At 39.2% G+C, this 19,365-nt stretch carries 17 protein-coding genes and 2 pseudogenes; 18 read left to right on the top strand and 1 reads right to left on the bottom strand.

The window, feature by feature from the left end; translation table 11 throughout:
- Positions 1–169: 169 nt before the first annotated feature.
- The 14 genes and pseudogenes from ACOT8F_RS08590 to ACOT8F_RS08525 form a co-directional block, all read left to right on the top strand.
- Positions 170–1,129 carry a hypothetical protein gene (locus tag ACOT8F_RS08590; protein ID WP_421651253.1) on the top strand — a complete coding sequence of 320 codons (960 nt, stop codon included), beginning with the start codon at positions 170–172 and terminating at the stop codon, positions 1,127–1,129.
- Between the two features lie 565 nt (positions 1,130–1,694).
- A complete protein-coding gene (locus tag ACOT8F_RS08585) occupies positions 1,695–2,489 on the top strand; it encodes an SGNH/GDSL hydrolase family protein (RefSeq protein WP_421651251.1) in 795 nt (264 codons plus the stop codon).
- Between the two features lie 449 nt (positions 2,490–2,938).
- Positions 2,939–3,607: a sugar transferase gene (locus ACOT8F_RS08580; RefSeq protein ID WP_421651250.1), complete on the top strand. Its 669-nt coding sequence runs from the start codon at positions 2,939–2,941 to the stop codon at positions 3,605–3,607.
- Positions 3,608–3,631: 24 nt separating this feature from the next.
- Positions 3,632–4,555: an NAD-dependent epimerase/dehydratase family protein gene (locus tag ACOT8F_RS08575; RefSeq protein ID WP_421651499.1), complete on the top strand. Its 924-nt coding sequence runs from the start codon at positions 3,632–3,634 to the stop codon at positions 4,553–4,555.
- Between the two features lie 162 nt (positions 4,556–4,717).
- On the top strand, positions 4,718–5,854 hold the full coding sequence (locus ACOT8F_RS08570; protein WP_421651249.1) for a glycosyltransferase: 1,137 nt from the start codon (positions 4,718–4,720) through the stop codon (positions 5,852–5,854).
- Positions 5,851–6,954 carry a glycosyltransferase gene (locus tag ACOT8F_RS08565; protein WP_421651247.1) on the top strand — a complete coding sequence of 368 codons (1,104 nt, stop codon included), beginning with the start codon at positions 5,851–5,853 and terminating at the stop codon, positions 6,952–6,954. The genes ACOT8F_RS08570 and ACOT8F_RS08565 overlap by 4 nt, the downstream gene beginning before the upstream one ends.
- Entirely contained in the window at positions 6,954–7,715 is a 762-nt protein-coding gene (locus tag ACOT8F_RS08560; RefSeq protein WP_421651246.1) for a glycosyltransferase family 2 protein, read from the top strand. The genes ACOT8F_RS08565 and ACOT8F_RS08560 overlap by 1 nt, the downstream gene beginning before the upstream one ends.
- Before the next feature lie 13 nt (positions 7,716–7,728).
- The gene (gene galU / locus ACOT8F_RS08555) at positions 7,729–8,604 is read left to right on the top strand and encodes a UTP--glucose-1-phosphate uridylyltransferase GalU (protein ID WP_421651245.1); all 876 of its coding nucleotides are present in this window, start codon (positions 7,729–7,731) and stop codon (positions 8,602–8,604) included.
- Positions 8,605–8,685: 81 nt separating this feature from the next.
- Positions 8,686–10,002 carry a UDP-glucose dehydrogenase family protein gene (locus ACOT8F_RS08550; protein ID WP_421651243.1) on the top strand — a complete coding sequence of 439 codons (1,317 nt, stop codon included), beginning with the start codon at positions 8,686–8,688 and terminating at the stop codon, positions 10,000–10,002.
- A 73-nt stretch (positions 10,003–10,075) separates the two neighbouring features.
- Positions 10,076–11,227 carry a S8 family peptidase gene (locus tag ACOT8F_RS08545; protein ID WP_421651241.1) on the top strand — a complete coding sequence of 384 codons (1,152 nt, stop codon included), beginning with the start codon at positions 10,076–10,078 and terminating at the stop codon, positions 11,225–11,227.
- Positions 11,228–11,568: 341 nt separating this feature from the next.
- Positions 11,569–11,715 carry a hypothetical protein gene (locus ACOT8F_RS08540; protein WP_421651240.1) on the top strand — a complete coding sequence of 49 codons (147 nt, stop codon included), beginning with the start codon at positions 11,569–11,571 and terminating at the stop codon, positions 11,713–11,715.
- Positions 11,716–11,727: 12 nt separating this feature from the next.
- Positions 11,728–13,287 carry a hypothetical protein gene (locus ACOT8F_RS08535; RefSeq protein ID WP_421651498.1) on the top strand — a complete coding sequence of 520 codons (1,560 nt, stop codon included), beginning with the start codon at positions 11,728–11,730 and terminating at the stop codon, positions 13,285–13,287.
- Positions 13,241–14,242, top strand: coding sequence for a hypothetical protein (locus ACOT8F_RS08530; protein WP_421651238.1), 1,002 nt, complete (start codon positions 13,241–13,243; stop codon positions 14,240–14,242). The genes ACOT8F_RS08535 and ACOT8F_RS08530 overlap by 47 nt, the downstream gene beginning before the upstream one ends.
- A gap of 830 nt (positions 14,243–15,072) precedes the next feature.
- A pseudogene (locus ACOT8F_RS08525) lies at positions 15,073–15,694 on the top strand (transposase); the annotation flags it as partial.
- Here the strand turns inward: ACOT8F_RS08525 and ACOT8F_RS08520 are convergent.
- Positions 15,584–16,201, bottom strand: coding sequence for a hypothetical protein (locus tag ACOT8F_RS08520; protein WP_421651508.1), 618 nt, complete (start codon positions 16,199–16,201; stop codon positions 15,584–15,586). The pseudogene ACOT8F_RS08525 and the gene ACOT8F_RS08520 sit on opposite strands and share 111 nt — an antisense overlap.
- Before the next feature lie 2 nt (positions 16,202–16,203).
- Here ACOT8F_RS08520 and ACOT8F_RS08515 point away from each other — a divergent pair, with 2 nt between their 5' ends.
- The 4 genes and pseudogenes from ACOT8F_RS08515 (at position 16,204) to fabG (ending at position 19,284) form a co-directional block, all read left to right on the top strand.
- Positions 16,204–16,410, top strand: coding sequence for a hypothetical protein (locus tag ACOT8F_RS08515; protein WP_421651236.1), 207 nt, complete (start codon positions 16,204–16,206; stop codon positions 16,408–16,410).
- 13 nt (positions 16,411–16,423) lie between these two features.
- Positions 16,424–17,076, top strand: a pseudogene (gene istB, locus ACOT8F_RS08510) (IS21-like element helper ATPase IstB); the annotation flags it as partial.
- 360 nt (positions 17,077–17,436) lie between these two features.
- On the top strand, positions 17,437–18,450 hold the full coding sequence (locus ACOT8F_RS08505; RefSeq protein WP_421651234.1) for a LacI family DNA-binding transcriptional regulator: 1,014 nt from the start codon (positions 17,437–17,439) through the stop codon (positions 18,448–18,450).
- A 93-nt stretch (positions 18,451–18,543) separates the two neighbouring features.
- Entirely contained in the window at positions 18,544–19,284 is a 741-nt protein-coding gene (gene fabG / locus ACOT8F_RS08500; protein WP_421651233.1) for a 3-oxoacyl-ACP reductase FabG, read from the top strand.
- Positions 19,285–19,365 lie beyond the last annotated feature (81 nt).

Genomic DNA, 19,365 nt, shown 5'->3' with positions numbered 1-19,365 from the left:
GTCCTTTTTTTATATTTTAAAAATAGGTGTCAGCTTTCCAATGTAAGGGTATTGAAAATAGGTAATAAGTATAGATTGAATTCCTTTGCTGTTTTGGTACAAGCTTTTTGGTATAGCCTGGCGTATACTGTTTTTGGTCTTACTATTTTTTTTAGGGGGAAAACTTAATATGAAAAAAAGGTTGCTTGCAGGCATCAGTACAGCTGTCATTTTATCTTCAGGAATTATTTCTTCTGCCACTGCGCAAGCTGCAGTGTCCCACAGTGCATCTTCAAGCCAATCCTACAAGGAAGCAGTAAAACAGGGAAGTCTATTGTCAGGCAAAACAGCAGCGTACATAAATACCATTAAAGGAGGAGACATCAGCAAGATTTCTTCCTCTTACACCGGATTGACCTTGCAAGTCAAAAACACGGAGAAAGCAGCAGGAAAAGTTGCGGGTTCCTCCAACAGAGCGGCACTTCTTAACAAGTATGTGAAGCCCGCCAAAATACAAGTAGAGCGCACGATATATGAGGTGTCAGAATACAGGCTTCTATCAAGCATGAAAACAAATATTTCAGATGACAATTATCAAATTGATGATGATATGAACAAATTGCAGCGCTTAAAGAAAAGAGCCGTTCAAATTAAACAAGCAGGGGGATATCAAGCTCTTCCTGACTCCGTAAACCGTTCTCTCCACTACAGAGAAGCTGATACAGAAGGAAGTTTTCTGAAAACAATTGTCGACAGCTATACCTATTTAGCTGACGAAGAAGGCGATATCTATACAATGGATTATATTTATGATTATTTTAACTTCCATAAAGAACAAGCCGATTTGAAAATTGGACAAGTTTCAGGCGCAAGCAATAGATCAGCTCTGATCAAAAAATACATTAATCCGGCAAAAATTGCCTACGAGCGGACAAAATATGAAATTTCCCGTCTTCGTCTGATCTACAAGATTTCCGATCTTGCTGATCAAAAGAAAATTGATGAAGCCAAAAAAGAAGCTGAGAAGCTTCAACGGTTAAAAGACCGTGCTGCAGCTATTAAAAAGGCAGGAGGTTATAAGGATTTGAACCCTCAGGTTTATGAATACCTTCAGGAAGATGAGAAATTGGCACTGGAGTTATTAAATTGATATTACGGAAAAAGCCGGTCGTTTGAGCCGGCTTTTTATTATGTGAGGTTCTTTTTTGGCTCTTTTCTTAAACTTTGTTGCTCATGACCCTATATTTAGTCCTCGAAACCATCGGCAGGGCAAAAACTTTAAGAAAAGATGCCCCGATGCTAGTCTAAATACGTGATAAAAGCCTGTACGAAAAACAACAATCTCTGCGAAAAAAGCCTTTTCTTAAACTTTGTTTCATTATCATAAAATAGCTGAATTTCGAACAATGATATAACTGCGAATTTTAAGAAAAGATCCCGTGAAGCTTATTTTCATGCGTGTTCTAGATCCTTAGAATATCTGTAATCATTGTGAAAGAAACGTATGTAAAGAATGAAAATTACTTTGTAAATTTATGTTAAATTGTGTTTTGTCTGGACAAAAGCCCCTACAAACTGACAAATTGTTGTATAATGTCAAAGATATCTAGGTGTTAAGTCGGGGTCTGTCTAAGAAGCATAAAAGTAAATTTCTTTGAATCCTTATTCATACAAAAATACATGGTAAAATTTACAGCTTAAATGGAGGAAGTTTAGTGAAGCGAGTCCTGTTAGTATTTATTATTATTTTAGCTGTGGGGAGTGTAGCTGCCGGGAAAATTTATTGGGAGAAAAAAATAAGTGCCCAAGCGTCCAGTGCGACGAAAACTTCAACAGCTGCACCACCTGTTCAAGAAAGTGAGAAAAACGTTTTTGATGAAAAAAACCGATTAAAATCAGCAAATAATCTTCCCAAAGAAACAGCAGCTAAGTTTGCTAAAGCAATAAAGGAGAAAAAACCCCTTACATTCATGGTTGGATCTGATACAACAGAAGGCACCCAAAAAACATGGCCGGCACTTTTCAAAGAGGAACTCTTGAAAGTGTATTCCGATCAAGTGGTTAAAGTGGATCTCGAGCTATATAAAGATAAAACGACGAAAGATATCCTAACAGAAAAAATTGATCAGAAGCTTTCAATGAAAAAACCAGATATTCTTTTGATTGAGCCCTTTATTTTAAAAGACAACGGGGTGGTAGGCATTTCAAACACATTAAGCAACACAGAAAGAATCCTGAATTCATTTAAGCAAGAGAACAAAGATATCTCCATATTTATTCAGCCTTCTTATCCTATGTACAAAGCAAAGTATTATCCAAAAGAAGTGACCAAGGTTGCACAATTTTCAAAAGATCAGGGGATCCCTTTTCTGAATCATTGGGAAAAATGGCCGAATGATCAATCAAAAGAAATGCTCAGCTTCTTAAATAGCAATAAAAGCGCTCCATCAGAAAAAGGAAATCAAGTCTGGCTGCAGTATCTTAACCATTATTTTGCAGGAGAAAATTAAAATCTATTGGGATGGTTTAAGAAAAAAGGAAAATGGGGTAAAAGGTCTTAGCGGCATTTTTAAGTCGCTTGTTAGACATAAAATAAGAAAATAATCGAACCATTTAAGGAAATCAGAATCAAAAGTTTTTATTGTGGCAAATTTGTTAATTATTGGATGCAACTTAAAGAGTATATATCCCGTCTTATTTAATAACTGGCTAAAATTTGTCCATATTTATGTAAAATTATCTTTAAATGTTCCGCATGAAGTCAGGTTTTACTCAAACAATATAACAAATGTGAAAAAAATTTGAACGTCCATTTTTCGGTATTTCCTACCCTTCATAATCTTATTGACCTTTTTTTAGAGTAGTGATATTGTTCTTATGAGTGAAAATTTTAGGAACAAGTTAAGTATGGAAATTAAAAACAACTGTTAGCCGGAAAGAAATATAGAGGTGATTTTTGGTGGCTATTAATCGGGCAGAGTCCAATTTGTATCGTAAGTATCAATCGGTGGCCTTTGCAAAGACTGAATACATCAATCCGAAAAAAACAGCATATAATTTACATGGTAAACGTATTTTAGATATCGTATTAGCTTTTATAGGACTCATACTAGCAGCTCCAATTATTCTTATTACGATGATTGCGATAAAAATGGAGTCACCCGGCGCAGCCTTGTTTTTTCAAGAGCGGGTCGGACTGAAAGGCCAGAAGTTCAGTGTTGTTAAACTCCGGTCCATGCGGACGGATGCTGAAAAGAACGGGGCTCAATGGGCTTCAAAGGATGATCCGAGGGTTACAAAAATCGGTGCTTTTATTCGTAAAACCCGAATTGACGAACTTCCGCAGCTTTACAACGTGCTAAAGGGCGAAATGAGCTTAATCGGTCCTCGTCCGGAGCGTCCAATGTTCACAGAATCCTTCGAACGTGAAATTCCAGGCTTTTCACAGCGCCTTGCCGTAAAACCGGGCTTAACAGGCTGGGCACAGGTTAATGGCGGCTATGACATATCTCCAAAAGAAAAATTGCAATACGACTTGTACTATATCTCAAAAATGGACTTTTTATTAGATATAAAAATTATTTTTAAAACTATTCGTGTTATCTTTACTGGTGAAGGCGCTAGATAAGATATATCTAGGAGGATTTCCTGCATTATGAAAGTTTTGGTAACTGGCGGTTGCGGATTTATCGGTTCGCATATCGTGGATAAATTGATCGAAGACCAGCATGAAGTTATGGTGGTTGATGATCTTTCGACAGGAAGCAGACAAAATTTAAATAGCAACGCAACACTGATCGACTGCAGCATCAATGATGACCGCTTTGAACAAGCTGTATCTCAGTTTCGTCCAGAGGCCATTATTCATCAAGCAGCACAGGTGAGCGTACCCCGGTCAATTGAAAATCCTTTCCGGGACGAGGAAATCAATATCAAAGGTTCGCTATATGTGATTGAAGCAGCTAGAAAATATGGCGTAAATAAAGTTGTTTTTGCATCATCCGCAGCTGTTTACGGCAACCCAGAGTTTTTGCCTGTTGATATCAGTCATCCTGCACATCCATTATCTCCTTATGGAGTTTCAAAGTATTCGGTAGAGAAGTACCTTGAAATGGCGAACAAGTTGTATGGATTGAACTATACGATATTAAGATATGCAAATGTATATGGTCCAAGACAGGATGCACTTGGAGAAGGCGGCGTTATCGCCATCTTTGCTAATGCTCTATCAAGAGGGGAAGCTCCGTCCATTTTTGGTGATGGAGAACAGACCCGTGACTTTGTGTACGTAAAAGATGTCGCGGAAGCGAATGTGAAAGCATTAACTAGTGGCGACAACCGGACGCTGAACGTTGCTTCCAATGATAAAATCAGTATTAATGAGCTGTTTTTCCTAATGAATGAAATTTCCGGGAACACTCTTACACCTGCTTATAAAGAAGAGCGCAGCGGAGATATCCGCGAAAGTGTTCTTTCCAATAAAGAAACGATCAGTGCACTTAAATGGGAGCCGGTTGTATCATTGCCTAACGGTTTAGAAAGCACGCTTGCGTTTTATAAAAAGACAACACAATGATTGACCGCATTTTCTCCCGATGTTCTTCGCATATTTCAGTTAAAAGCTGCATGCGAATCCGGGAGTTATTTTTTTGTTTAAGGCTTTATAACGGTTACAAAGAGTATAGATTATGAAAAAACAATTAAATTTTGAACCAATTTGAATAGGAGAACCCCACAGATGAAGCATATACTCGTTTATTTTCCATATGAACTTCAAAAAAATCCAAAGAGCGGATCGGGTGTCCGCCCGAAAAGGCTTGTTGAAGCTTTTAAGCGCTATGGAGAAAAGCAGCAGGTAGAGACAGTGGTCATTTCCGGCCAATCCAAAGAAAGAAAACAAAAAATAAACGAATATCTTCATCAGTATAATCTAAGCGATGCCCTATTTTGTTACATGGAAAACAGCACAATGCCTTATTGGCTGACTGATAAAGACCATGTTCCCCGTGCGATCGGTATGGACTTTGGTTTCTGGAAGAAACTAAAGGATAACCACATCCCGATTGGCTGCTTTTACCGCGATGTGTATTGGCAGTTTAATGACATGTACGTTCCGCCATTTGGAAAGAAATTCCTGACCCCTGTGATGCAGGGGATCTACCGTCAGGAATTAAAAGCCTACCATAAAGCGGTTGATATCATGTACCTGCCATCTCTTGAGATGAACCGTTTCGTTAATTGGACGAAGAAGTTCGATGAGCTCCCTCCTGGCATGGAAAAAACGGATGAGCCAGAGAAGTCATCAAACAGCATTCCAACTGCCGTTTATGTTGGCGGTATTACGGATCAAATCGGTATTCTGACTATGCTTGAAGCTTTTGATGAAATCAATGGTGCAGGCACAAATGTACAGCTTGACTTTATCTGCCGAGAAGGCGAGTTTAAGAAAGATCAGGAAATTCAAAAATACCAGGAAAAAGCCTGGATCAATATTATGCATTTATCCGGTGATGGGCTGAAAGAAGTCTATAAAAAGGCTGATATTGCGCTTATTCCCCGTGAAAAAAATACGTATCATGATTTCGCGATGCCTGTTAAGCTGTTTGAATACCTATCGTATCATTTGCCAATCGTTGCGACCAACTGTGATGCTCAAGCAAGGCTTTTAGAAGACAACAATTTCGGTATTGTATCGAAAGTGGACAAGCAAGACTTCAAAGAGTCAGTGCAAAAAGCACTTAAGCCTGAAGTTCATGCTTCAATGGTATCATCTATTCGCGAGCATGCATTTGCCGAGAATAGCTGGGATGCACGAGTCGAAAAGGTAGCAAAGGATTTAACAATTATGCGCGAACAAGAGGTGAAAAACGGATGAAAATTGCCATTTTAGCTCCAGCAAACAATGTTCATACAAAGAAGTGGCTTGATTATTACAACCGTCTTGGATATGAAACATTAAACATCAGCTTTGAAAGCCATCGCGATCAGGATGACCGTTCAAAGTGGCCAAACGTTAAAACACATTATCTTCCATTAAAGTTCTCAAATAAGCTCGCTTATTTCTTAACAGTGGGCGATTTGAAAAAAGTGCTTCAGGAATACAAGCCTGATCTCTTGCACAGTCATTACGTTTCAAGCTATGGTGTCGTAGGTGCTATGGCGAATTTCCATCCTTATATTATTTCTGTATGGGGAATGGACATTTATGATTTTCCGAAAGAGGGGAAAATCAATACCGCAATGGTGAAATACGCCTTAAAAAAAGCTGATGTCATCTGTTCAACAAGCTATGTAATGAAGGATGAAACAGCTAAATATACAAATAAGCCAATTGAAGTGACTCCATTTGGCGTAGATATGGAAAAATTCAAGCCGGCTCCGAATAAAACTGATGATAAATTGCGTTTTGGTATAGTGAAAACAATGGCTGAAAAATACGGAATTCGCTTCCTGCTTAAGGGTTATGCTGAGCTTCGCGACATGGTGCGCCCTGAGCAATTTGAAGCGACACACCTTGATATCGTCGGACCTGGTCCGCTGCTTGATGAGTATAAAAAGCTAGCCAAAGAGCTTGGCATTGATCATCAGACAACCTTTCACGGCCGTGTTCCGCATGAACAGGTGCCTTCACTGATCAATTCCTTTGATGTCTTTTTTGTACCGTCCACATTAGACAGTGAAAGCTTCGGCGTTGCAGCTGTTGAAGCGCAGGCCTGCGAGGTTCCTGTTGTCGTTGCCAATGTCGGCGGCCTTCCGGAGGTTGTAAAGGACGGCGAAACAGGCTTTATCGTACCGACGAAGAACAGCCGCGTCCTTGCTGAAAAAATGAAGCAGTTCATTGAAAATCCTGAAATTGGGAAGGAAATGGGCAAAAAAGGCAGAAAGCATGTATTGTCTCTTTATGACTGGGAAGACAATGCCAAGCTGATGGCCGAAATTTATGAAAAGACATTAGGGAGGAAGGTGAGCGTCTGATGGCAAAACCGCTCGTTTCCATCATCACGCCTTCTTATAATAGTACGAAATATATTGGAGACACAATTGCATCTGTCCAGGCACAGACATATGATCATTGGGAAATGATCATCGTTGATGATTGTTCCAAAGACAATTCCAGAGAATATATTAAAGGGTTTGCTGAAGCAGATCCGAGAATCCGCCTTATTGAACTTGAAGTGAACAGCGGTGCAGCTGTCGCAAGAAATACAGCCATCAATAATGCCAAGGGGAAGTATGCAGCATTTCTTGATAGTGATGATTTATGGTTCCCAGAAAAATTGGAAAAGCAAATTGCCTTTATGGAAGAAAAAGGGTATGCTTTAACTTATTCAGCGTATCAGCTAATGCAGGAAAACGGAGAGAAATTGGACCGTTTTATTAATGTTCCTGACGAAGTGACATACAAGGATCTATTAAAAGGCAATATTATTGGCTGTCTGACAGCGATTGTAAATATAGAAAAAACGGGTCACATTGAAATGCCTAACATTCGCACACGTCAGGACTACGCTTTATGGCTATCCATTTTGAAGAGGGGCTTTACTGCATATGGCATGAATGAGGTATTGGCATGCTACCGTCTTGTTCCAGGATCGATTTCCAGCAACAAGGTGAAGATGGCAAAACAGAATTGGAAAGTTTATCGTGAAGTAGAAAAGCTAAACTTATTTTATTCTGCTTATTGCTTCTGTGGCTATGCATGGAATGCAGTCAAGAAAACGTATTTAAAACAATAGGGGGACATTACTGATGAAAGTAAGAAAAGCGATTATTCCAGCTGCAGGCTTAGGGACACGGTTTTTGCCTGCTACAAAAGCTCAGCCTAAGGAAATGCTTCCAATCGTAGACAAGCCAACCATTCAATATATCATAGAAGAGGCTGTGGCTTCAGGAATCGAAGACATCATTATTGTCAGCGGCCGCGGCAAGCGTGCGATCGAAGACCACTTTGACAAATCCTATGAACTTGAAGAAACACTTGCTAAAAAAGGAAAACAAAAAATGCTGGATATGGTGCAGGAGATCTCAAGCCTTGCGAATATTCATTACATAAGACAAAAAGAACCAAAAGGACTTGGACATGCGATCAATTGCGCCAGCCGTTTTATCGGCAATGAGCCGTTTGCTGTCCTGCTTGGCGATGATATCGTTCGTTCTGAAGTCCCTTGCACTAGACAGCTTATGGACGCTTTTGAACAAAGCGAGCGCAGTGTTGTCGGCGTGCAGCAGGTTCCTCAAGAAGACACGTCAAAGTACGGTATCATTGCTCCAACCAGTGAAACAAAAGAAGGCGACAAGCTGATTTCTGTGAGCTCACTTGTTGAGAAACCAAAGGCTGAAGAAGCTCCATCCCGTTATGCCATCATGGGACGTTATATTTTAACACCTGAGATCTTCTCTATACTTGATGACCTGCCTCCAGGTGCAGGCGGAGAAATCCAGCTGACAGATGCCCTTAAGGTGCTGAATGAAACACAGCCGATTCATGCGTACAACTTTGACGGCCAGCGATATGATGTTGGAGATAAATTCGGATTTATTAAAGCATCCATTGATTTTGCGCTTGAAAGAGAAGACTTGAGAAATCAAGTGATGGATTACTTGAAGGAAGTTATAAAAGACTAAAAGATTACCCAGTCAATACATATCACTTACGAAAAGCAGCATCTTTGCGTTTACTGAGAAGAGCAAACTGGAGGAAATCACATGCAAATAGCAGTAGTAGGCACCGGATATGTCGGTCTTGTGACAGGCGTTTGCTTGTCTGAAATTGGCCATCATGTAACGTGCGTAGACATCGATGAGAAAAAAGTGGAAAGAATGAAGCAGGGGATCTCCCCTATATTTGAGCCTGGTCTTGATGAGCTGATGAAAGCAAACATTGACAGAGGGAGACTTCAATTCACTACCAATCATAAAGAAGCATTTGCTGATGCAAAGGTTGCGTATATTGCAGTAGGAACACCTCAGCGTCCAGATGGACAGGCTGATCTGCGTTTCGTGGAGCAGGTAGCAAAAGACATTGCCAATAACATCGAAAATGATGTTATCGTTGTAACAAAAAGTACTGTTCCAGTTGGAACAAATGAGCATGTGAAATCCATCGTGCTTGAAAACCTTAAAAAGGATGTAAAGGTTGACGTTGTGTCAAACCCTGAATTCTTAAGAGAAGGCTCAGCAGTAAAGGATACATTTGAAGGCGACCGGATTGTAATCGGCGCTGAAAATGAAGCAGCAGCTGCTGTTCTTGAAGAAGTAAACAAACCGTTTGGCATTCCAATTTTCAAAACCGATATCCGCAGTGCGGAAATGATCAAATACGCTTCAAATGCCTTTTTGGCAACGAAAATCAGCTTTATCAATGAGATTGCAAACCTATGCGAAAAGCTGGAAGCAAACGTGGAAGATGTATCAGCTGGTATGGGAATGGATGACCGTATTGGCGACAAATTCCTTAAAGCAGGTATCGGCTACGGCGGTTCTTGTTTCCCAAAGGATACAAATGCCCTTGTTCAAATCGCAAGCTATGTGCAGCATGACTTTAACCTTTTAAAGTCAGTTATCCAGGTGAATGGTGAGCAGCAGCGCATGCTTGTTGATAAAGCAAAAGCTAGATTCGGCGATTTGAAGGGCATGAAGGTGGCATTACTTGGACTTGCCTTTAAACCGAACACAGATGATATGAGGGAAGCAGCTTCCATCGTGTTGGCTGAAGAGCTGGTAAATGAAGGCGCAGAGGTTGTTGCCTATGATCCGACTGCAGTTGAAAATGCGAAGCGTCTTCTTCCGGAACAAACCGTATATGTTGAAAGTCCTGAAGAAGCGATTGACAATGCTGACTTTGCTTTTATCGTAACAGAATGGGAGCAGGTAAGAAATCTATCAATCGATTCTTTCATCAGCAAAATGAAGCAGCCGGTTATTTTCGACGGACGCAACTGCTTCAGTGTGGAAGAAATGGAAAAGCATCCAGTGGAGTATTACTCCGTTGGAAGAAAATCTGTAAAAAATATTTTGAACTAGATGGGAAACCATCTAGTTTTTTTTATGCTCTGCGCTTACGATAGAGAAGATAAATGACAAGTGGAGAGTGAAAATGTTGAAGCATTTTTTTAAAGGTGTGATCATATGCTTGATTTTGTGTGGTTCTTTCGTTACATCGGGTTCGATTGGGCATACAGCAGCACCAAAGAATAAGTATTTAGTTGAGTTGACAAATTTTAATAACAATATTCAAAATAGTCTAATAAGGGAAGGTTTTACAATTGTAGATCACTATTCCCTTGATCAAATGCAGTTTGCCCTTGTTTCAAGCGATAACAAAGGAATAAAAGAACTCAAAAAAGTTCCTTATGTGAAAAAGGCAGAAGCTGATCAGCCTGTCAAAGCAATGGGATATTCCCAAATGATACCCTGGGGCATTAAAAATACCGGAGCTGTGAAGCTAAGAGGAAAAGGCTGCGCCTGCAGCATCGCTATTATTGATACTGGTATTTCTGATCATGTGGATTTAAAAGGAAGAGTCAAAGCGAAGGTCACTTATCTGTATGGCAAGGAGATCAAAGGGGAAGCGCTGGATAATTCAAAAGTGCAGCATGGAACACATGTAGCAGGGATTATTGCTGCCAATAATAACGGTATAGGTGTAGCTGGCATGGACCCGCAAGCGAACCTCTTAATTATTAAAGCAATGGGTGACGATGACAAGGGCTATCTTTCAGATGTGAGCAAAGGCATTGCATGGGCGATTGAGAAAAAAGCAAAAGTCATCAACATGAGCCTTGGAATTGAAGGGAACTCCGCAATTCTCGAGAACATTTTCAAAAAAGCATACGACAAAGGGATCTTAATGGTTGTTGCTTCTGGTAATGATGGCGGCAATGTTTCTTATCCGGCTTCTTCACCATATGTTATTTCGGTTGGTGCTGTCGACCAAAGCAATCATGCAACCCCTTGGTCTAATGCAGACAAGAGACTGACCATCTTTGCCCCTGGAGATTCTATTCTTTCGACTGTCTTTAAGAAGGATTACTATTATATGAGCGGTACCTCCATGGCTGCACCGCATGTTACAGGCGCTTTAGGATTTCTCCTGCCGAAATATAACGGACCGCAAAATGGTCAAGAAGTAGAATGGATGAAACAAAGATTAAGAGATTATGGTGACCCAGTTACGATTGGCAGCGGTAAAAATAAATTCACAGTACCTTCTTTGAATATTTACAAGAGCTATTATTCCTTGAAATAAATATGAGAAAATGTCTAAAAATAATGTCAGATTAATACAATGTTATGAAAATGTTACAATATAAAAGAATATTTTACAAAAAACTACTAGAAATTTGGATAACTATGTTATAAACTTGTCAATAGGTGGTCCTACTTGAAAAATATTCTTAAATGTAGACCAAATAGATTATTTCTATTGGATTATTTTTGTTGAAATTTAATCCAAAATATGAAATAATCTACTAGGTTGGTAGGATTAGCTACATATAACCTGTTCTTGGTAACTGGTTGTTACATAGAGTTACAGCTAGTTTATCAATACAAAATTTTTAAACACAATTTGAAAGGGGAACAACACACATGTCTAAGAACAAAGCTGCTAAGCTTGGAATTACTGCTGCTGTAGCTGCAAGCGCTCTTGTTGCTGCTAACCCAGCACACGCTGCAACTGCTACTTCTGCAGAAACTATGGTTAAAAACGCGGAGAGCCTAACTGGCCAACTTTAGCCTTACTTCGTAATCTCTACTCCAGAGCAAGTAATGGTAAGTGCTGCATTCGCATCCAAATACAGCGAAGCTAGTGCTGCAATCAAAAATGCACGCGCTGCTGTTGCTCACCTTTCTGGTAGCCAAAAAACAGCTCTAACTAACCGTTTAGATGCTGCTGATGTAACTCGTGTTAAAGCTGCTCGTATCATCGACGTAGTTAAAGTGGGAACTGATCTTAACACTAAAGTTGCAGCTCTTCAAGAAGACATTTCTGCTCAAACTCTTAACGACGACACTGTAACTGCTTTCAACGCAGTATCTACAGCAATCGGCACAGTTGAGCGTTCTACTGGTAAAGTTGCTGGTTCTCCTGCACGTGAAGCAGTAAACACTAAATATGTAACACCAGCTAAAATTGCGAAAGAAACAATCATTTTTGAAGTTTCTCGCTACAACCTTCAAAAACAAATTGATGCTGACCTTACTGCTAACAAATTGACTGACGTTGAAGCTAACTTTGCTAAACTTGATCGTTTAGAAGTTCGTGCAGCTGATATCAAAGCAGCAGGTAACAAATTATACCCAGGTAAATACCCAACACTTGATAAAATTGAAGCTCAATTGAAAGCTAACAAACAAAAACTTTGGGACGCTTACCAAGCTAAGTTAACTCCAATGGTTACTGGTGTAAGTGCGATTAACGCTAAACAAATCGTTGTTAAATTCTCTGCTGCTGTTGATGCTAAAACATTAAAAGCTGCTGATACTTCAGATGTTATTAAATTAGTAGCGGGTGACAAAGCTGAAAACCCAGGTACAGTAACTCAAGAACTTAGTGCTGATGGTAAAACACTTACAATTAAAGCTGGTACTGGCTTCTTCAAGGGTGACTACACTGTAAAAGTTCCTTTTGAAATTGTAAAAGGTGTAAATGGACAGTTTGCTGCTCCAGTTAACCAAAAGGTAACTGTAAACGATACTACTGCTCCATTAGTTTCTTCAGCTAAAGCAACTGTAAAAGCTTCTACTGAAAAAATCAAAACTGTAACTTTGACTTTTGATGAAGATGTTACTTCTATTGATAATGTGAAAATTGATGGTGTTAACTATACTACACCAGACGTTGTGGGTAACCAAGTAACTATCGCAGTTCCAGACCTTGATGCAACTAAAACATACAATGTAACAGTTATTAATGCACAAGATGCTGCTGGAAATGTTAAAGAGGAACAAGTTGCTCCTCTAAGTGTTTCTGTTGATAATGTTGCACCTACTATCACTTCGGTTTCATCTGTTGGTGAAAACCAAGTAAAAGTAACATTTAATAAAGAATTATCTGCAAAGCCAGCTATTTCAGGTAAAGTCGGAACTTATACTGCTAATGTTGTATCAGATATTACAGTAAATCCTGACAATGCAAAAGAATATGTGGTTACTTTGGATAAGAGTTACCTGTTCAAAAATGGTAATTCGGATACAGTTGCATTAACGGTTGCAAAAGACACTATTGCTGATGCACTTGGTAACACAAATGCGGCTGATATTGTTAGTATCCGTTTCCAAAGATGCAACTGCTCCAAGTGTAGCTAAAGTTGAAACAACTTCAACAAATGGAAAAGTTACTGGTTTCACTGTTACTTATAGTGAAGAAGTTACTTCTTTAGACCCAACAAAAGTTTCTGTTGTAAACTCAAAAGGTGAAATTTTAGATTCTGCAGCAGTTGTTTCTGCAAAAATTGACACAGACGCCAAGAAAGTTGTATTTACTCTTGCTAATGGTCTTGCAGAAGACAAGTACGGATTTGATTTCGCAGAAGGAGTTGTTACAGACAAAGCTCTAGCTGCAAACAAAGCTGCAAAATATGCATTCACAGTTGATGCTACCACAACTGGAGCACCAGTAGAAACAACATTTAAAATTGCTGGAGCAACTGCTACAGCTAAAAACGAAGTAACTGTTGACTTTGGTGCTAAAGTAAAAGCAACTGGCACTGGTTCGGCTCTTAATCCATCTGCTTACAAAGTAAATGGTGTATCACTGCCATCTAACACGGTTATCACTTTTGGAAAAGACAGTAATAATAAACTTGACCAAAATAAGGTAGTAATTACTCTCCCAGCAGGATTTGTTCAGACATCTGATACAAACGCGGTATTGCGTGTGAGTGGAGTTCAAACTCTAGATAACAAAGTGAATAACTCATTTATTGCTGAGGTACCTGTAACTGATAATACTGCACCTGAAGTTAAATCTTTTGTTACTAATGACCTACATGAGCTTACTGTAACTTATTCAGAAGCACTTGTTTTAGCAGCTCTTGATGATGTTTCAGATGAACTAAAACTTGTAAATAACCAAGGTGTAGCAATTGATGTTGCTAACGCAGCAGTTGTAGATGGTAAATTGGTTCTAACTTTCGCTGATACTGTTGATGCTTCAACTGTAAGTAAATTAACTACTGTAGCTGCTAAAGATGCACAAAGCACTGATATTAAAGATGTTGCTGATAATGCACAAAAAGCTGGAGTAACTGTAAGTAAGTAATTTGATAACTATTTTACAATGTAGTTATAGATAATCAAAACTATACCCATAATTGCTACCTAGTGAATTGCTCCCTTCATGCAAATGCATAATTGTGGGGTGTAAAAGAAAACAGAGAGTATATAGCTCTCTGTTTTTCTCTATTTATTAAAATCTACTACTTGAATCTTGTTTCGATATAGTATATTATAATGACACAAAATCCACTATCAGCAACTGAGCCAGCGGAAAACCTCTTATTTAGTGAGGATAACCGAAAGGCAGTACGAAGTTATTTGCAAAGAATCCTATTGGGTTCGGATAATAACGCTGATTACAAAAGGATCTCAAGACTGAGGTGTTTTTGTAATGAGCGTTTTTTTGCATTCCCATAAAAATAATGGCTCAAAGGGAAATCTAATATAAACTTAGGAAGGAAGGCTGTTATGAATTTTAATGATAAACTGGTGCCTGTCATCACCCGATGTATGTCTAAAGGCTCCGTGGAGAGAAATCTCTGAGGGGCTTTTCTTTTTGTCTATAAACCGGATTAAAGAGAAAGATAAATAAATATTATATAAGTGAAAAGGATCAATAAGCCCTAATTCCTAAGCGAGTTAGGGCTTTTTCAATTTAGGGAGGCAGGAAAGTGAATATATATGAACTGAAGAAGCAGAAACAAATGGAGTTGTTGGAGAACGGGTGTATTAGGATGTTAATTGCAAAATAAAAGTACAGAGTTTTGCAGAGGATTCATGCAGAACTTTACTGCATAAAAAATAGGCTTGCCAGCCTCCAAAATAACCTCTACTGTTTTGATTGACAGATCTTAACAGGTGGAGGAATTGAGGATGCTAGCAATGCCTGAAGTAAAGTATATCAAACATTTACGAGATAACGAAGACTTAACAATCAATGAGATTGTGAAAAAACGGGGAATAATTGGAGAACCGTAAAGAAGTATGCAGATGGAGAAGTTCCTCTGGAAGAACTCCCTTCTTCAAGAGGGGAATGATGTATGAAGAAGAATACGGGGAGATTGTTGACTGCTGGTTAGAAGAAGATATGAAGCTAAAGAAGAACGACGTAGAAATAAAAAAATGTATGAACAGTTGAAAGAGGAACACCAATTTCCAGGATCTTATCGAACCGTATGTGATTATGTTCAGCATCGTGAAGCCAGTCCTAAAGATCGAAAAAAAGACTTGATTTGAACGACTCGAACACCCTCCGGGTGAAGCTCAAGTAGATTTTGGCCATATGACGGTGGTGAAAGACGGAGCATATATCGATCTAAAGGTTCTCATTATGAGTTTCCTACAAAGTAATGCAGGCTTTGCCCACCCCCCCCCAGCTGAAAACTCAGAGTGCTTTTTGGAGGGATTGAAACAATTGTTCAAACAGGCCGGAGGCGTGCCAACCCATTTGCGGATTGACAATTTGTCGGCAGCCGTTGTGACAATCGGGAAGGGAGAAAAGCATCTTTCCACGGGATGTCACGGGTTTTATGCATGTAGGCGCGGGCTTCTTGATAAACCACTTCTCTCCTTCACTCGTAAAGCACGTGAAAGAGTCCCACTCTTTTTTGAATACTAGTGCGTGTTTCACTTTTCCTTTTCGTATCAAATGTTTTTCCCCGTCCAAGCTGATTTCTCCATATTTATTAATGATCGCCTCTGTGACGGTATAGATCGGAAGATCCTTTATGGGCAATTGCTTTCGATCCGCAAGCCAAAGATATTTAATCAGGATTCCTTTCTCGTAGTGAGGTCGGTTTTGATCCTGAACCATTTTTTCGTGCAGCCAGGTCGCAAGTTGAGAGAAATCTTTCATCTCTGGAAATGTAGTGAAAAGATTATCTCGAACATAGCCCACTTTCTTCTCTACATTTCCTTTTTCATGACCACTGGCGGGGTTACAGGCTTGAGTTTCAAAGCCATAACGCGATTGAAAGCGAAGGAATGAATCGGTGATTATCAAAATTGATAGAGAAACATTCGCTTGAAGCCATTCGTCTCGTGTTGGATGGGGAACAACAAATGGAAAGGGCGCCGCATGAACTTGGTTATTTACTTGAGGAAGAAAGAAGCGGCCTACCCGGACAGGATGGAAGAAGTGGTGACCACCTATACTGGTTGGCTACGAGACAGACATGGGCATCTATGACAAACAACTCTGTCCCAGCTTAAACGGGAGCGCTTCATGATGAGGGACTTAAAAGAAATTTCAAGATCCTTCACCTTGCCTATGTCTCCGAAGCATTCGAGGAAGTAATTTACGAGAATAAAGAGCAATTCTTAAGAAATGAATTGAGTAAAGAAGTGGCATCTCGGCAAAAACTCCAAGATTGCCAGACTGATAAAAAAAGCAAAGTTTAGAGAGCTTAAGTGGCTGAGAGACTACCAGTGGATCGAGCAGCTCCATCTGCCCTCCACCACAACAAAAGAGGAGATAAGTGACCTACACTTTTTAAACGGAAAACAAAACCTTCTTCTACTCGGTTCGCCCGGAACCGGAAAGACTCACTTAGCGACCGCCCTCGGTGCAAGAGCATGTGAAAAAGGATATGATGTTCGATTCTATCGTGTAGCAGATCTGGTCGGGGAATTGGAAGATTCGGTAAAGGAAGGGACTTTACATCGACTAAAAAGGCAAATTGTGAAGTGCGATTTGTTGATTTTGGATGAACTGGGCTATGTGCCTTTTCAAAAACAGGGTTCAGAATTATTGTTTCACATCACATCATTGCCGACTGTTATGAACAGAAAAGTGTCATTGTCACGTCAAACTTAGAATTTGGACAATGGAATCGGGTATTTGGAGATAATCGATTAACTTCCGCCCTTGTGGATCAAGCTTCAAGGGAATCTTGGACATGCACAGAATGTTTATCGGAGGAACAGTAGTATGAATCCAGGGCAGCTAAATTATAAGATCTCGAATTGAAGAAACTGACACTGGTGTCAGATAGTGCTGGCGGATATGAAGATTATTTTATAACAATCAAGTCAGTTTGGGCTTACATCAAACCAATTTCCGGAATATTTTTTAAAAATTTTAAATTATATTGACAACTCAAAAAAGTTGTAATAATATTTTGATAGCGAAACGTTTAGCTAAACGTTTTACTGGAAATACCTTTAATTTTGTTGAATGTTCATGAACAATGACATACTATAAAATTATAGCTAAACGTTTCGCTGGAGGTTGAAATTATGGTAACAATTAAAGATGTTGCAAAGACAGCTAAAGTATCAATTGCTACAGTATCAGCAGTTATAAACAGTAACAAATTTGTAAGTGAAGAGTTAAAGAACAGAGTAGAGCTTGCAATAAAAGACCTGGGATATCGCCCAAACAAATTAGCTAGAAGTTTAAAAAAGAAAGAGTCGTATCTTATCGGAGTAGTTGTTACAGAAATCACCAATCCTTTTTATCCTCTTCTGTTAAAAGGCGTCGAAGATATTGCCTTATCCAATAAGTACAATCTTATGCTGTGTACCACTGGTGATAATCAGCATAAAGAATTTGAGTTGGTTCAATCCATGGTAGACCAGGGAGTAGATGGAGTCGTATTAGCTACCGTTGACAAAGATAATTCAAGAAGTATTCAATTTCTTAAAAATGAAAGCGTTCCACATGTGCTTATTAATCGTGCTCCCCGTGATTATGAAGGAAATTTAGTGCGCATTAACAGTTACAGGGTTGGGGAATTTGCAACAGAATTTCTCATACAAAACGGACATCATGATATTGCCTTTATTGGTGGTAATCGATTAAATAGCAGGGAACGAGAAAGAGGATATAAAGATACTGTCAAGAAACACGGAATTAAACTAAAAAATAATCGTATTATTGCGAGCGCCTATGATATTAACGGAGCATACCGGGATGTTCAAACACTTATTGAAAATAAAGACCTACCGACTGCGATTTTCGCTGCAAGTGACATTATGGCTTTTGGAGCTATAAAAGCTTTATTGGATAAGGGTTACAGGATCCCGGAAGATATATCAGTTATTGGTTCAGATAATATCACTTTCTCGGAAGACTTTAGAGTTCCTTTAACAACAGTAGATGCACAAGCTTATGAGATTGGAAAAATAGGGTGTGAAATGTTAATTAGTTTACTGAATAATAAAGATCTAGATAGTACACAGAAGCGCTTTCTCGAACCGAAATTAGTGATTCGTCAAAGTTGCCGATTATTAGAAAATAAAGATCGGTGAAAGATGTCATCTACGCGAACATTAGGATTCCTGTTGAAAGTTTAAATGGCAAGACAATGAAGTTTTAAAAAAGATAAATTAGGAGGATAAGAGATGATTAATTTAGCAGGAAAAGTAGCGATTGTAACAGGGGCAGCCAGAGGTCTTGGAAAGGGAATTGCTGAGAAGCTTGCTAACTTAGGAGCCCATGTTGTAATTAGTGATATGAACCAGGAAGGAGCTGAGGCAACGGTTTCTCAAATCGAAGAACATGGAGGAAGTGCAGAGGTCTTTCTTTGTAATGTAGCTGATAGAGAACAAGCAAATCATCTAATTGAAAAGACAGTTGAAAAACATGGGAAACTGGACATTCTCGTTAATAACGCCGGCATAAACCGTGATTCTCTGCTACATAAAATGAACCACGACCAATGGGATGCCGTTATTGGGGTTAATTTAACAGGTGTGTTTAACACAATGCAGCCAGCTAGCGCCGTTATGCGTCAGCAAGAGAATGGCAGAATTGTTAATATTTCTTCTGCTAGTTGGCTAGGAAATGTAGGTCAGGCAAACTATGCTGCTGCTAAAGCAGGTGTTGTTGGAATAACCAAAACTGCAGCAAGAGAGCTAGGGAGGAAAAATATTACCGTTAATGCCATTTGTCCTGGATTCATAGATACTGACATGACACGTGGTGTTCCTGAAAAGGTATGGGATTTAATGATTTCAAAAATTCCAATGGGGAGAGCTGGAAATCCAGAAGATGTAGCAAACTGCATTGCATTTTTATCATCAGATCAAGCTTCTTATATTAACGGGGAGGTGATTAATGTAGGCGGAGGAATGGTTCTCTAAATATTTACTTATACAGGCATTGAAAGTTAGTAACATCGCATTTGTTAAGAGTTCTATAGTTTCATAATTTATGTAAGCGTT

It is taken from the genome of Chryseobacillus diguaensis (genome assembly GCF_049220665.1).
GTDB lineage: Bacteria > Bacillota > Bacilli > Bacillales > Bacillaceae > Metabacillus_B.
Note: the sequence above shows the minus strand (reverse complement) of the source record. Positions and strands in the feature narration are given on the sequence as shown.

What these genes read in the sequence shown, in the direction of transcription:
- ACOT8F_RS08590 (WP_421651253.1), top strand. Translation starts at nt 170, where the DNA reads ATGAAAAAAAGGTTGCTTGCAGGCATCAGTACAGCTGTCATTTTATCT.
- ACOT8F_RS08570 (WP_421651249.1), top strand. Translation starts at nt 4,718, where the DNA reads ATGAAGCATATACTCGTTTATTTTCCATATGAACTTCAAAAAAATCCA.
- ACOT8F_RS08565 (WP_421651247.1), top strand. Translation starts at nt 5,851, where the DNA reads ATGAAAATTGCCATTTTAGCTCCAGCAAACAATGTTCATACAAAGAAG.
- ACOT8F_RS08560 (WP_421651246.1), top strand. Translation starts at nt 6,954, where the DNA reads ATGGCAAAACCGCTCGTTTCCATCATCACGCCTTCTTATAATAGTACG.
- galU (WP_421651245.1), top strand. Translation starts at nt 7,729, where the DNA reads ATGAAAGTAAGAAAAGCGATTATTCCAGCTGCAGGCTTAGGGACACGG.
- ACOT8F_RS08550 (WP_421651243.1), top strand. Translation starts at nt 8,686, where the DNA reads ATGCAAATAGCAGTAGTAGGCACCGGATATGTCGGTCTTGTGACAGGC.
- ACOT8F_RS08545 (WP_421651241.1), top strand. Translation starts at nt 10,076, where the DNA reads ATGTTGAAGCATTTTTTTAAAGGTGTGATCATATGCTTGATTTTGTGT.
- ACOT8F_RS08540 (WP_421651240.1), top strand. Translation starts at nt 11,569, where the DNA reads ATGTCTAAGAACAAAGCTGCTAAGCTTGGAATTACTGCTGCTGTAGCT.
- ACOT8F_RS08505 (WP_421651234.1), top strand. Translation starts at nt 17,437, where the DNA reads ATGGTAACAATTAAAGATGTTGCAAAGACAGCTAAAGTATCAATTGCT.
- fabG (WP_421651233.1), top strand. Translation starts at nt 18,544, where the DNA reads ATGATTAATTTAGCAGGAAAAGTAGCGATTGTAACAGGGGCAGCCAGA.